Below are 14,455 nucleotides of genomic sequence, written 5' to 3'. Positions count from 1 at the left end.
AGTTCATCCAGAAGTTCCTTGGAGATCGTCATGCATGCTTCCTTTCGGTGAAGCATGGACCGGATCACTCATACACAAAAGATCGGACACTCTCCGTCTTGACCCAAGATCCCGATGTTCCCCTTGATCCTGAAACGCCCGATGCGATCCCCGCGCCCGAAGGTGCGACCCAGGTTATCGAAACTGATTACGAGATCGGGCAAGACAACATCAACTACCGCCGACGGTTCGTGTTCGAACTGGACATCCACAACGTCGTCTTCAGCGTTTCGGCCATCGGGGTGGTCGCCTTTACGCTGCTGACGCTGATGTTCCAGAACACGCTTGACCCGCTGTTCGTCGGGACTAGGGATTTCCTGACATCCCGCCTCGACTGGTTCTTCATCAGCGCCGCGAATGTCTTCGTGCTGCTTTGCATCGCGCTGATCGTGCTGCCGCTGGGCCGCATCAGGCTTGGCGGACCCGACGCGACGCCCGATTACAGCTACAGATCCTGGTTCTCGATGCTGTTTGCGGCAGGCATGGGCATCGGACTGATGTTCTATGGCGTGGCCGAACCCTTGGGCAATTTCACCGCCGCGTTCGACGGCCCCGTCGTCGGGCAGGACGGGCTGCGCACCGACTGGGCGCCCCTGGACGGGGCGCCGGGCGATGCGGAAGGCGCGCGTCGGCTTGCCATGGCCGCAACCATCTTCCACTGGGCGCTTCATCCATGGGCCATCTATGCCATTGTCGCGCTGTCGCTGGCGCTCTTCTCCTTCAACAAGGGCCTGCCCATGACCCTGCGGTCGATCTTCTATCCGATCTTCGGTGAGCGCGTCTGGGGTTGGCCGGGCCATCTGATCGACATCCTGGCCGTGTTCGCCACGCTTTTCGGGCTTTCGACCTCTCTCGGCTTCGGCGCGCAACAGGCAAGCGCGGGGCTGAACTTCCTGTTCGGGCTGCCCGCGACCACGGGCGCGATGATCTTCCTGATCATCATCATCACCGGGATCGCAATAGCTTCGGTCGTGGCCGGGATGGAGAAGGGCGTCAAGCTTTTGTCCGAGATCAACATGGTCTTGGCCTTCCTGCTGCTGGTCTTCATTATCGCGGTGGGTCCGACGCTGCAGATTACCACGGGCTTCTTCAAGAACTTGCTGGCCTACGGCGAATATCTGCCGGCACTCTCCAATCCCATCGGCCGCGATGATGACAACTTCCGGCAGGGCTGGACCGCCTTCTACTGGGCCTGGTGGATCAGCTGGTCGCCCTTCGTGGGCATGTTCATCGCCCGTGTCAGCCGTGGCCGTACGGTGCGCGAGTTCCTGGTCGCGGTGCTGCTGATCCCGTCGCTTGTCTCGACCTTGTGGATGACGGCGCTTGGCGGAACGGCGATCAGTCAGGTAGTGAACCAGGGGCTGACCTCGGTCCAGGACGCGGCGCTGGAGCTTCGTCTGTTCGAGATGCTGGCGCATTTGCCGCTGATGGCGATCACCTCGCTGATCGGCATCGTGCTGGTGATCGTGTTCTTCGTCACCTCGTCGGACTCCGGCTCTCTGGTGATCGACACGATCAGCGCCGGCGGCAAGATCAACGCCCCCGTCCCGCAGCGCGTCTTCTGGGCGACCTTCGAGGGCCTTGTCGCCATCGCGCTGATGCTGGGCGGCGGGCTTGCGGCGCTGCAGGCCATGGCCGTCTCAACCGGGTTTCCCTTTACAATCGTGTTGCTGGGTGCGTGCTTCGCACTTGTGAGAGGACTGAGGGCTGAGCCGCAGTAGCGCTTTCAATCTTGCAGCCTCGTAACGACCATAGCCGCTGTTCTTTTTATATTTGCGGATTACCCAAACAACAAGAAGGGGGTCATCTCAGCGACGACGAAGAGGACTTTTCAGCTGTAACGGCGAAGGGCAGCTAAGCGGCCCGGCGATGCCTCAAATGAAGCCGTGGTGCCTTTCGGAACGAGGATTCACTGCTCTAATAGGCAGCGCAGCAATTGTGTTCAGTCCCCCTATCCTTTTCATCGGGAGCAGCGATTGCGGGCATCTTGTGTCATAAGCGTTCACAAACGACCGTTTTCTCCTGCCTTGCGAATGTGTATAAACGCGCGCAAACAGCCCCAACCCGGAACCCTCCATGCCGCTCATCGGCTATGCCCGCGTCTCGACCCTCGAGCAGACGCTCGATCCGCAGTTGGTAGAACTGCGCCAGGCCGGCTGCGCCTTCATCCATGAGGAGCACGCCTCGGGCGCCGACCGCACCCGCCCTGCCCTCGCGCGGCTTCTGGCCCAGATCCGGTCCGGGGATACGCTGGTGGTGGTGCGGCTCGACCGGCTGGCCCGTTCGCTGGCGCATCTGCTGCAGGTGATCGAGGCGCTGGAGGCGCGGGGTGCGCATTTCCGCTCGCTCGGCGATCCCATCGACACGGCCACGCGGCAGGGCCGCTTTTCGCTGCAGGTGATGGGAGCGGTGGCGGAACTGGAACGCGCGCTGATCCGCGAGCGGACCAAGGCGGGGCTGCGCTCGGCCCAGGCGCAGGGGCGAGTGGGCGGCAATCCGGCCCTGCGGGCGGGCGACCGCGAGGCAATCCGCAAGCTGCGCATGGCGCGCGACGAGACCTATTTCCGCAAGCTGGAGGCCTCGGCCGATGACTGGCTGCCGCTGGTGCGGCGGCACCGGCCCGCCATGCCCTGGGAGGATCTGGCAAGGTTAGTCCAGGCGCGCAGCGGCCAGGTATGGTCGGTGGAAAAGCTGAAGCGTGCGGCCAAGCCCTATGTCCGGGACGGGCTGCTGCCGGACACGGTGCTGGAGCGAGCGCCGCGACGGGATGCCGATGACCGGCTGCTGGCCATTGTCGTCGGCATGCGCCTGGCTGATCCCGGCCTAACGCTAGCCGGCATGGCCGAACGGCTGGAACAGATGCGCGAACGCACCCCGCGCGGCAGCACGAAGTGGTACCCGTCAAGCGTGCGCGCTCTGCTGCGAAGAGCCGCGAAAAAGGGGGTGGGGTGAGGCGGCATCGAACAATCAGGTAAGTTCAGGCACCATCGTCCTGCCCGGCCTTGTTCGCAGCCTGCCGGTCGAAGCTGAACGTTGCCCGGCAGCCCGCATCGCGGGTGCCAGAGCGATCAGATGTTCCGAGAACTCTACCCCGCCCTGACGGTAACGCTCGACGGCCAGCCCGACGCGGTCGGCATGTTTGACCACCATCTCCTGCGCAGAAAGCCGGCCGTCGAGGGCGCGGGCGATGTCGGTGCGCGGCAGCCGGTAGGCCTGTTCCAGAACCCACACCAGATCCAATAGAACCTCCCGGCACCGCCAGGCCGGGTATTCGTCCGTCAGGTTCCTGAAAACGACATTGGCTTGTGCCGTTTGCTGGAAATCTCCCGGGACATGGAAGCGAACAGGTACATTGGTGTCCAAGGCAATCCTTGTCACCCATACCTTAGCCATGGCGCGGCGTATGGTGACCTAAGCGGCGCGATCCATAAGCTCCTGATCGGCCCCGCCTCGTCCCGAAGGTAGCGTACAACAACTAGCCACTTCTCCGAAAAATTGCCAATTGGCAATTTTTAAATGGGATGCTTCTCGGCATAGCTACGAAAGAACGCCAAGAAGGCGCGATCAGGGTTATGTGGAGGCTCTTTTGCTTCGCTCCACCGTCGCCATTCGCCTTCTACAAAGTAGATGTCATAGCCGGGATGGCGCAGGCGTGCTGTTTCATAGGTTGCGGTTTGGAGGGCTGGACCTCGACTGTCGAGCCATGCAGGACGGGGTCCAGCCCCCTGCCCTGCAATCACCTGTTCGGCCCTGCCTTCGACCTTTATCCGGCGTCCTACCCTGGAAAATTGCAGCGCGCGATCTGCGGCTCCGCTGGCATCGCCATCCTTGCGCCACCATCGCATCTCGACATGGGTAACGGCCCGCCCCGTCTTGATCGGCGAAATCTCGACCATGAAATCCGACAGCGCGTTGACCTCGGCCACCGCCGGATCAATGGCACGCAGCTTCAGATTGGACCAGGACGAAAGCTTGCCCTTCGGCACGCCCATTATGCCGCGCAGGGAATCGAGCATGAATCTTTCCGACGCTTTCCAGCGAAGATTTCCGCGCTTCTGCACCATCTCATACAAGGTCAGCGCGTATTTCGAGGACAAGGCAAACATGACCTCGCGCTGCAAACGCGCAAAGACCTGGCTATTGCGGATGATCTTTCGCAAGCGCGCAGGAATTTCGTATTCCAGCAAACCGTCGTTCCGGCCGCTTTCCAGGTTTCCGCCAAGAAGCTGGACCCGTTCTATGGCCGGTTCACCTTCCCAGGTCACAGCGACCTTGACGATTGCTGACATCAATCTTTCAAGGCTTTCACCGACGCGGTCGTTGGAGTTGTGACTTCCTCGCAGCACGGATTTGGCAATGACATGCGTCACCGGCTTGTCGATGGCATCCCATGCGTTTTCCAGAAGCTGGTTATAGATCCGACGGTCGCTCAAGGTCAGCGGCGTCACTTCCACAAGGTCGACAAGCTCGCCCGGCTTGACCAGACTGTCGGCATTGGGCCGAGCTTCAACCGTTCGAATCGATGCGTCCGCCACATTTCACCTACATCTTCAGCCTTACTTTTGTAGCTTTGCCATGGTAATTTTTCAAGCAGGCTGGCTTGTGTCTGATTAGCATCACCCAAAAAGTAAGCCTAACCGTCGGCTGGTTCCTCCAGGTGATTCGCAAGCGCCTGCTTTTGCTGGACAATTTTTGGCGTGATTCGGGCCTGGATAAGGCATCCAAAACGTAAGCTTTCCGCAGCACCCGATCTGTAAGTCCATGCCGCCCGAATCGTAAGGATAGCCATCCCGGAAAGTATGCAGTGCAGTCCCAAACCGTAAGACTTTCCAAAGAAATCATAGTACGATCAAGAAGTTACTCATCACGAATCTGAATCAGATGAATCCGAACAAATAGGTCGTTTGGTTTTATCCACAGGATCCGTCCGCTAAGACTGTCATTCCTTACAAATTGGGACTTGCGCCTCTTTCTCACCAAAGCAGAAAGCGGAAAAATCGGTAATCGTTGCTTGGATTGCCGACTATCGGTTTTCCAGAGTCTTGGCTCGAAAAACCGAACTTTAACTCTTGGCTGCTTTCCGACATACTGCCGGGGAACGAGCAGCAAAGTTGCAACGATGAACCATGTTCTGCCCCCCGTCACCCTGGACGAGCTCGCAATTCTCAGCCAGCGTGCCTCAACCGTGATCGAACGGCTGAGGGAAAGAGTTTTTTCTCCCGGAACGCAAAAGCAACTCGATCTGCTTTTCAACGTTCGCACCGCTGCCGAGATGGTAGGGCGGTCAGAAAAGGCAATCCGGGATGCGGAATCTGATGGCCGGCTTCCTGAACCGTCCAAGGACGAGACCACCAATCGCCGCCACGGATACAGCTTGGCAGACATAAACCGGATGCGTGAGGTGTTCGGCACGCTTCCGCATCGCGACCCTGACGATCCGCCCCTGATCATGGCGGTGCAAAATTTCAAAGGTGGGGTCGGCAAGACGACATTGGTAGTTCATCTGGCCCAGTATTTCGCGCTGCGCGGTTACCGTATCTGCGTTATGGATTGCGATTCGCAGGCTTCGACCACTGCCGTCTTTGGCCTGAACCCCGATGTCGATGTGGATGAGGAAGAAGACACGCTTTATCCCTTCCTGCAGCATGGCGGACCAAAGTCGCTGCATTACGCCCTGAGAGCGACCCATTGGCCCGGTATAGCCCTGATTCCCGCGAACCTGGGGCTTTACGACGCGGAATACGAATTTGCCGCGCGGATGGCACGCGACCCGGCCTTCATCCTTGACCGTCTTCGCGAGGGTGTCGCCTCGATCGCAGACCAGTTCGACATCATCCTCATGGATCCGCCACCCGCGCTTGGGATGCTGTCGCTGTCGGTGCTGCGCGCGGCCAACGCATTGCTGATTCCCGCGCCGCCCAACAATATCGACTTTGCTTCCACGGCACATTTTCTGAAGATGATGGAATCGACCTTGGCAGAATTGGCGCGGCATGGCGGGGCGCGGGAGTACAGCTTCGTGAAGATCCTAACTTCCAAGATGAACGACCAGAAGTCAGCGCATCAGGCCATCAAGCGCATGATGGATGCGGTGTTTCCGCAGGACATGCTGAGCGTTTCGCTGAGGGATTCCGCTGAGATCGACAATGCGACGGCTAATCTGATGACGGTCTATGAACTGACTGGCCCCGCGACCCGGACCGAGACACACAAGCGCTGCCGGGCCTATCTTGATGCTGTCGGGCGCGAGGTCGAGCTCCTGATCCGAAAGACTTGGCCAAGCCATCACCGTCAGTTGCGCAAGGAGGGCTTGTTGTGAGCAAGCGACACAATGCGATCTTCGACGATGTCCTGAAGGATCTGCCTGCGCCAGCAACCCCGGATCGGGGAGGTGCCAGATTCCTGAAGCGGACCAACGCGCTTTCGGAAAGCGGCGAGCGCGAGGAAAAGGTGCTGAGATGGGTCGATCCCGCACGTTGCGTGATGTGGTCCCGGCATAACCGCGCTTATGATCTGCTGACCGAGGAAAATTGCCGCGACCTGATCGACAGCCTCAAGGCACAAGGCCAACAGGAATTTCCGGCCATTGTTCGCAAGCTGCCGGTGGGGCAGGACGGAGAGTACGAGGTCATCTGCGGAGCCCGTCGGCATTTCGCCGTCACTTGGTTGCGGGCCAACAACTATCCCCAGTTCCGTTATCTGATCGAAGTCCGTGACCTGACCGACGAAGAAGCATTTCGCCTTGCCGATATAGAAAACCGGGACCGCGCCGATCTCAGTGACTATGAGCGGGCCTGCGACTACCTTCAGGCGCTTGGCGCCTATTATGGGGGAAAGCAGAAGACCATGGCCGCACGCCTTGAGGTGTCCGAGGCATGGTTGTCGCGCTATCTGCATCTTGCGCGGCTGCCAAAGGCCATCATCGACGCCTGGCCCCGCATCACTGAAATCAGGGAACTGCACGCCCGGCAGATACGCGTGATGCTTCAGGACGGTGAGGACAAGGTTCTGGCCGAGGCCGAAAGGATTGCGGCCGAACAGGGAAAGGCCAGGGCAGGGCAGGGGGGCTATGTTGCCGTTCCAAAGGTTCTGTCGCGCCTGAAAGCGGCTGTTTATGGTTCGGCGCCCAAGGCTGGTAAGCCGTCCGGCATCACCGTCCAGAAGCGCGGAAACAGGATCCGTTTCGAATTTCCGGCCAGCATCGGCGAAGCCGAACTGCGATCGGCCCTGGATGATTACCTTTCCGGCAGGGCTGGAAAATGAAAATTGCCAATTGGCAATTTCCGCGCTGCTCGCGATCAGGCTTCTCGCAAGGCCGCAAGAGTGCGACCGAGCGGCATTGCCCGAAGTCCGTTTTCGCCTGGCACCTCGCGATCTCCCGCATAAACCAACAGCTTTCGATCGGCGCCGATATCCTCGATCGCAAGATGAAACCCGCGGGATACCTTGGGTGAAGTGGTGCGCTTGATCTCAATCGCCCAGGTGCTGCCATCCGGCAGTCGAAGGACCAGGTCGAGTTCTGCCCCGGCCGAGGTTCGATAAAAGAAGGCCTCCGTCCCGGAAGGCGCAGCGGCGATCAGCGTTTCGATGCAGAACCCTTCCCAGCTGCCACCAACGACGGGATGGCCCAGGAGTGCCTCGAGAGAGCCAAGGCCGAGAAGCGCGTGGACCAGGCCGCTATCCCGGACATAGACCTTGGGAGACTTGACCAGGCGCTTGCCGAAATTCTCGTGCCAGGGCGTCAGGCGGCGAACCAGCATCAGATCAACCAGAAGATCAAGATAGCGTCCAACCGTCTGGCCCGATATGCCCAGTCCTTCGGCCAAGGCCGAGGCGTTCAGAAGCCCACCCTGGGTATGCGCAAGCATCGTCCAGAACCGTCGCAGCGTCGTCGCAGGAATGCGCGGCCCAAGGGCGGGGATATCCCTCTCAAGATAGGTGCGAATAAAGTCCTCGCGCCAGGACAGGCTGGCACGGTTATGGGCGGCCTGGAAGCTGTCTGGAAATCCCCCTCGCAGCCAAAGGTCATTCAGGCGGTTTTCGCCCACCTCGTCTAACAGAAGAGGCGGCATCTCGATATAGCGGACCCTACCTGCCAGGGACTCTGCCGACTGGTTCAACAGCACGTTCGATGCCGATCCCAGCAACAGGAACTGCCCCGTGCGATACCCCTTGCGACGCCGCATGTCGATCTGACCGCGCAGGTTCCTGAACAGGTCCGGCATCTGCTGGACTTCATCAAGGATCACCAGATTTCCAGCCAGTTCGTCCAGATAAAGGTCAGGCTCGACAAGGATCCGCCGATCTGCCTCCCGCTCCAAATCCAGATAGACAGAGCGACGCTGTCCGGCAACATCCAGTGCCAAGGTCGTTTTTCCGATCTGCCGGGGTCCCAGCAAGACCACAGCCGCTTGCTCATCAAGGGCAGAAATGACGGCTTCGAAAACATGACGGTTGTACATAACCTTGCAAATAATCCATGGCATGGCAGATTTGCAAGGTAGATTACGCGAAAATACTAAGGTCAACTGACTTTAAGATGGTTGTCGAGCCTAACCAGCATCCGGATTTGATCGCCATCGCCGCCTCAATAATAACCGGCTCTCCTACGCTCCGTCAGAGGCCATGCTTCCAAGGCGAGTCAGGATTCAGCTGGCGCGCTGGGTCATTTCTTGCAGTGGCGATGGTCTGCCCCTGAAAACTCGTCTGCTAAAAGCTTCGGCACCACTCTCAATCCTGGGAAATGCTCGTATAGTAGCTGGAGCGAAGGTCCGCATTCCGCCCTTCGCGACTTTAGGTCATTTTGCCCGCCGCGCAGTATTTCTCACCGGAAATCCCGTCCTTTTACCCAGATCGCATCAAGATGCAGGTCACGGATGTAGATCTCCCGCGCGGGCGGTCCAGTCGGCGCCTCCTCGTGCGGGGTCCCCGCCGCCCCATACCGCCCTTCATCTCCACGCCCTTGGGTGAGCGGAAAGGGCGCTTCCTGACAGCCGATTTTGGCAAGATCCTTTGACAGATCGCTGATCCGATGAACCACGAAATGCACGACCTCGCCTTCCCGCTGAATGCGACCCTGCACGGCGATCAGCCCGGCGCCCAGCACGACCCGCCTGTGCGCCTCGAAGACCTTCGGCCAGACCACCAGGTTGGCGACACCTGTCTCGTCCTCGATGGTAATGAACATCACCCCCTTGGCCGATCCCGGCCGCTGCCGCACCAGGACCAGGCCCGCCGTCGCACACCAGCGGCGATCCCGGCTGGCCATGACCTCGGCGCAAGGAATAACGCGCCGTGCCTTCAGCGTCTCGCGCAGGAACGAGACGGGATGTCGGCGCAAACTGAGGCCGGTATGACTGTAGTCCTCCACCACCTCCCGCCCGAGCGTCATTGTTCGGAGCGCAACGGCAGGTTCTTCGTCTTCGGTTCTGGTCTCGTTGTTCCGCTGTTCCCCTGCCCCAGCGTCCTCCTCCTGCCGCTGTGATGCCTTCCGCGCACCCGCGAAAAGCGGCAGCTCTTCTGGCCCGTGTCCCTTCAGCGCCCAGAGCGCGTCGCGGCGGCTGAGCCCGAGGCTGGGCCTGAACCCATCAGCCTCGGCGATGCGGGTCAGGCTGGCGATCGGCACCCGCACCCGGCGCCAGAGATCCTCTACGGAGGCAAAGGGCTGATCCGCCCGCGCCGCCACGATGGCAGCGGCATGGCTGTTCGCCAGCCCCTTGATCATCCTGAGCCCGAGGCGTACGGCAAAGCGGCTGCCCTCATCGCCCGGCTGTCCCGTGGGTTCCAGCGTGCAGTCCCATCGGGAGGCGTTGACGCAGATGGGTCGGATGGCGACGCCGTGCTCTTGGGCGTCCCTAACGATCTGTGCCGGGGCATAGAAGCCCATGGGTTGGCTGTTCAGGAGGGCCGCGCAGAACGCATCGGGGTGCCAGCACTTCATCCAGGCCGAGGCATAGGCCACGAGCGCGAAGGAGGCGGCATGGCTTTCGGGAAAACCGTAGGAGCCGAAGCCTTCGAGCTGGCGGAAGGTGCGCTCGGCAAAGTCCGGATCATAGCCGCGAGCCACCATGCCGGAGACGAGCTTGTCCTTAAAGGCAGACACACCGCCGGTGAACTTGAAGGTGGCCATGCTTTTCCGGAGCATGTCCGCCTCGCCGGGCGTGAAGCCCGCGCATTCGATCGCGACCCGCATGGCCTGTTCCTGAAAGAGCGGCACGCCCAGGGTCTTTCCCAGCACCTTCTCGAGTTCGGGTGTGGGATACTCAACCGGCTCCAGCCCCTCGCGGCGTCTCAGGTAAGGATGAACCATATCGCCCTGGATGGGACCGGGCCGCACGATCGCCACCTGCACCACCAGGTCATAGTAGGTGCGGGGCTTCATCCGCGGCAGCATGGCCATCTGCGCCCGGCTCTCGATCTGGAAGGTGCCGAGCGTGTCGGCCTTCCTGATCATCGCATAGGTGCGCGGGTCCTCGGGTGGAATGGTGGCGAGGTCATAGGAGACGCCCTTGTGCGCCTCGATGAGCGCCAGCCCCTTGGCCATGCAGGTGAGCATGCCGAGCGCCAGCACATCGACCTTCATAAAGCGCAGCGCATCGATGTCGTCTTTGTCCCATTCGATGATCTGCCGGTCCTCCATGGCGGCAGGCTCGATCGGCACCAGATCATCCAGACGATCCTGGGTGAGGACAAACCCGCCCGGATGCTGCGACAGGTGCCGGGGAAAGCCCTGCAGCTCACGTGCCAGCTCCAGCGTCAGCCGCAGACGCCTGTCAGACGGATCGAGGTTCAGCTCGCGGATCTGCGCTTCACTCACCCCTTCCTCGGACCAGGCCCAAATCTGGCCGGAGATGGTCTGGATCAGGTCCTCGGGCAGGCCCATGGCCTTGCCGACATCGCGCAGGGCGCCCTTGGCGCGGTAGCGGATCACCGTGGCGCAGAGCGCGGCGCGGTCGCGGCCGTAGGTCCCGTAGACCCACTGGATCACCTCCTCGCGGCGCTCATGCTCGAAGTCGACGTCGATGTCGGGAGGCTCATGGCGTTCCTCCGACACGAAGCGCTCGAAGAGAAGATCATTGCGGCCCGGATCAATGGCGGTGATGCCCAGCACATAGCAGACGGCGGAGTTCGCCGCTGAGCCGCGTCCCTGGCAGAGAATGCCGCGGGAGCGGGCGAAGCGGACGATGGAATGGACGGTCAGGAAGTAGGGGGCGTAGGACAGCTTTGCGATCAGGCGCAGCTCGTGGCTGAGCGAAGCCTTCACCTCGTCGGGCACACCTTCGGGATAGCGGGATGCCGCCCCTTCCCACGTCAGCCGTTCCAAGGTCTCCTGCGGGGTCAATGTGGGATCGTCCCGTTCCTCGGGATACTGGTAGCGAAGTTCGTCCAGCGAGAAGCGGCAGCGGGACACGATCTCCGCCGTCCGCGCCAGAGCCTCCGGGTAGCGCGAGAACAGCCGATACATCTCGGCGGGCGGCTTCAGATACCGGTCAGCGTGGCGCTCGCGGCGGAAGCCCAGGACCTCGACGGTCACGTTGTGGCGGATGGCCGTGACAACATCCTGCAGGATGCGGCGGGGCGGCTCGTGATAAAGCACGTCATTGGTGATGACAGTCGGCACCCGCAGCTGTGCGGCCATGGTCGACAGCTCATGCAGCCGCAGCTGGTCATTGGGACGGCGGCGCAGGGTGAGGGCCAGGTAGGCACGATCGCCGAAGACATCGCGCAGCCGGCGCAGGTGGAGCGCGCAGGTGTCATCGGCCAGATCCGGAACCAGCACTGCGATCAGGCCCTCGGCGTGCTCGGCGACATCCGTCCAGTCGAGATGGCACTTGCCCTTGCCGGCGCGGGACTTGCCGAGCGTCAGGAGACGGCAGAGACGGCCATAGCCCGCCCGGTCTATCGGATAGACCAGCAGCGCCATGCCGCAGGCGAGGTCCAACCTGCAACCCACCACCAGCCGCACGCCGGTGGCCTTGGCCGCCTCCCAGGCCCGGACGATGCCCGAAAGCGTGTTGCGGTCGGTGATCGCCAGGGCCTCGATCCCCATCACCGCCGCCGTGGCGAACAGCTCCTCGGCCGAAGAAGCGCCGCGCAGGAAGGAGAAGGGCGAGGTCACCTGCAACTCGGCATAGTGCGGCCCGGTCATCCGATGACACCGTTCATCCGAACACCCCATGGAGGAACCAGCGGTGCGAGCCGGTTTCGATGTTCTCGCCGTCGCCCGCCCGGAACACCCAGTAGCGTTCCCCGGACTCGTCCTCGATGCGGAAGTAGTCGCGCACCGCAATCATCTCGGCGTCGCGCTTCCACCATTCGCCGAAGACCCGCTCGGGCCCGTCGGCCCGGGCCACTTTGCGGCGGATGCCCCGCCAGGCAATCCAGACAGGCGGGTGATCGGGCAGCAGCGCCAGCGTCTCGATCGGCTCTGGCCGGGGTAGCAGGCGGGTGGGCCGCGGCCAGTGATCGGGCCAGCCGGCGCCGACCGGCTCGGACAGGGCCGCGATGCGGGTGACGGAGCGTTCCGGCACGTCGCTCGCCACAGGCGCCATGCGATAGACGCCGCGGGCGCCGACGCGGTTGGCCAGCACATCAACCAGACCGGACAGATCGGGGGCAGGGGTCTCCAAGAGCGAGCCGGCAACCTGCCGGGCCTCCAAGGGCTCGACCATCACGGCCGTCAGCGACAGGATCTCGATGCCGAAGCCCGGCGAGATGGTCTCGATCTTGTCGCATAGAAGCCGGGTCAGCCGCTGCGGATCACGCTGCGGGCGGGCAAGACCCACGCGAACGGTCTGCACATGGGCATCGACCCGCCAGCAGAGCAGATCGAGCCGCCGTGCGCCGAGGCCGCGTTCCTCCAGGACCGTGCAGAGCTGGGCTACCAGTTTGCCGATATAGCGGGCGATGGTTTCGGCGGCGGCAATGGGTTCGGCAAACGAGCGGCGCACCTCGACGAGGTCCGCAGGCCGCAAGGGCTCGATCGGCTCGGAGGCGTGGCCCAAGGCTTGATCCAGCCTGCGGCAGAGGTCCGGGCCGAAGCGCCGGGTCAGGGGCGCGCGGGGCTGATGCAGCAGATCGCCGATGCAGACAAAGCCTAAGGTGCGAAGACTCGCGAGCGTCGCGGGCGGCAGCCGCAGGGCCGAGAGGGGCAGGGGGCTCAGCAGCGCCTCGACTGTGCCCGGCGCGGCCACCTGCATCGGCGCTGCGACATGGCGGGCCAAGGCATGAGCGGCGCCCCAAGTGTCGGCAATGGCGGCTCGTGCTGTGACGCCCGAAATGACCAGCCGACCGATCAGCGTCTCGAGCATGGCCTCCTCGCCGCCATGGAGATGATCGGTGCCGGTGGAGTCGATCACCAGCCCGTCCGGTGGATCGACCGCGACGATCGGCGAAACCCGCTGCAGGACCCAGAGCGCCAGCCGCTCCAGCGAGGCGGCATCGGCAGCGGGATCATGGGGCAGCACCTGCAGGCCCGGGACCATCGCTTGGGCTTTGCTCACCGGCATTCCGACGAAGAGACCCAGGACTTGGGCTACGGCACAAGCGGCCGTCACCAGCCTGCGGCTGCCGACCCGGCCGGCGAGCACCAGCGGCCTCTCGTCCGACACAGGTGCCGCTTCAGGCGCTGACCGCCTGAGCCGATCGATCGGCCAGAGTGGCAGATAGACCGAGATGACCCGTGCCATCGCACGCCTCCAGTTCGATATCGAAACTTTCTCCCGCCCGCGCCCGGATCAGTTCCACAAGCCAGCGGGACCGGCCGACTCCAGGGACAGGCAGAGGCGTCGAGGGCAGGACCGAAACACGCCAACGGGTCATCGCCGCCGTCGGCTGCCCGAAGTCATAGGCCTCCTGCTGGCGGCGCCAGCGTCTGAGCACAATGCCGGTCGTGCCCGAGCCCTTGGCCGCTAGGTGCAGGCGGCGAGAAGCAGTCATCGAGAGCCGCGCGACATCAGCCACGACCGCTCCCAGTCCGCCATGGCGCAAGCCTTCCTCCATGCAGGCCAGCACCGAGACCTCATCGCCCGCTTCCACATAGATCACCCGGTCCGGGCCAAGGCCCGCCTGCTCCAGCCCCGGCGCAAACAGGTCCGCCTGTGTGACGCACCACAGCACCTGACCTGGCAGACGCGCGGCGATGCCGGCCGCAAAGCAGGAGGCTGCCGCGCCATCCACTGCGCCATCGCCGCCGCCCGCCACCTCGTGCAGGCAGCCGAGCGCCAGGCCGCCTCCGGGCAGACGGCGGTCAAGCTCGGGTACGCCAAAGGGCAACACGCCCCGCGCAGGTCCGCCATCCCCCTCCATCCGCGCGATCTGCGCGCGCAAGGCGGCAATGGCAGGGTTGAAGGACTGTGCGGGCATGATCAGAAGAGATCCAAGGCAGTTGGGAACAAACAGACTCGTTCTTGTTTTG

10 protein-coding genes are annotated in these 14,455 nt (G+C 62.5%); 4 read left to right on the top strand and 6 right to left on the bottom strand.

The features are described from left to right. Positions 1 to 98: 98 nt before the first annotated feature. Positions 99 to 1,760, top strand: coding sequence for a BCCT family transporter (locus RAH32_RS20555; protein ID WP_306610268.1), 1,662 nt, complete (start codon positions 99 to 101; stop codon positions 1,758 to 1,760). Between the two features lie 355 nt (positions 1,761 to 2,115). Continuing rightward, on the top strand, positions 2,116 to 2,991 hold the full coding sequence (locus RAH32_RS20550; protein WP_306610267.1) for a recombinase family protein: 876 nt from the start codon (positions 2,116 to 2,118) through the stop codon (positions 2,989 to 2,991). Positions 2,992 to 3,006: 15 nt separating this feature from the next. On the opposite strand, the gene RAH32_RS20545 is transcribed toward RAH32_RS20550, so the two are convergent. Both RAH32_RS20545 and RAH32_RS20540 read right to left on the bottom strand, forming a co-directional pair. Beyond that, entirely contained in the window at positions 3,007 to 3,402 is a 396-nt protein-coding gene (locus RAH32_RS20545; RefSeq protein WP_306610266.1) for a type II toxin-antitoxin system VapC family toxin, read from the bottom strand. 149 nt (positions 3,403 to 3,551) lie between these two features. Beyond that, positions 3,552 to 4,574, bottom strand: coding sequence for a replication initiation protein (locus RAH32_RS20540; RefSeq protein WP_306610265.1), 1,023 nt, complete (start codon positions 4,572 to 4,574; stop codon positions 3,552 to 3,554). Between the two features lie 584 nt (positions 4,575 to 5,158). Here RAH32_RS20540 and RAH32_RS20535 point away from each other — a divergent pair. Both RAH32_RS20535 and RAH32_RS20530 read left to right on the top strand, forming a co-directional pair. Then, positions 5,159 to 6,358 (top strand): AAA family ATPase, encoded by a 1,200-nt coding sequence (locus RAH32_RS20535; protein ID WP_126156399.1) that lies wholly within the window; start codon positions 5,159 to 5,161, stop codon positions 6,356 to 6,358. Then, the gene (locus RAH32_RS20530; protein WP_306610264.1) at positions 6,355 to 7,302 is read left to right on the top strand and encodes a ParB/RepB/Spo0J family partition protein; all 948 of its coding nucleotides are present in this window, start codon (positions 6,355 to 6,357) and stop codon (positions 7,300 to 7,302) included. The genes RAH32_RS20535 and RAH32_RS20530 overlap by 4 nt, the downstream gene beginning before the upstream one ends. A gap of 35 nt (positions 7,303 to 7,337) precedes the next feature. Here RAH32_RS20530 and RAH32_RS20525 read toward each other — a convergent pair whose 3' ends face one another. The 4 genes from RAH32_RS20525 to RAH32_RS20510 form a co-directional block, all read right to left on the bottom strand. Next, the gene (locus RAH32_RS20525) at positions 7,338 to 8,501 is read right to left on the bottom strand and encodes an ATP-binding protein (protein ID WP_306610263.1); all 1,164 of its coding nucleotides are present in this window, start codon (positions 8,499 to 8,501) and stop codon (positions 7,338 to 7,340) included. Positions 8,502 to 8,863: 362 nt separating this feature from the next. Then, positions 8,864 to 12,187 (bottom strand): error-prone DNA polymerase, encoded by a 3,324-nt coding sequence (locus RAH32_RS20520; RefSeq protein ID WP_306610262.1) that lies wholly within the window; start codon positions 12,185 to 12,187, stop codon positions 8,864 to 8,866. Between the two features lie 13 nt (positions 12,188 to 12,200). Further along, positions 12,201 to 13,727 (bottom strand): Y-family DNA polymerase, encoded by a 1,527-nt coding sequence (locus RAH32_RS20515; RefSeq protein ID WP_306610261.1) that lies wholly within the window; start codon positions 13,725 to 13,727, stop codon positions 12,201 to 12,203. Beyond that, positions 13,660 to 14,403, bottom strand: coding sequence for an ImuA family protein (locus RAH32_RS20510; protein WP_306610260.1), 744 nt, complete (start codon positions 14,401 to 14,403; stop codon positions 13,660 to 13,662). Before RAH32_RS20510 ends, RAH32_RS20515 begins: the two co-directional genes overlap by 68 nt. Positions 14,404 to 14,455: the final 52 nt, after the last annotated feature.

It is taken from the genome of Paracoccus yibinensis, from assembly GCF_030846195.1.
Taxonomy (GTDB): Bacteria; Pseudomonadota; Alphaproteobacteria; order Rhodobacterales; family Rhodobacteraceae; genus Paracoccus; species Paracoccus yibinensis.
The sequence above is the reverse complement of the archived record's forward strand: the minus strand, read 5'-3'. Positions and strand labels throughout refer to the sequence as shown.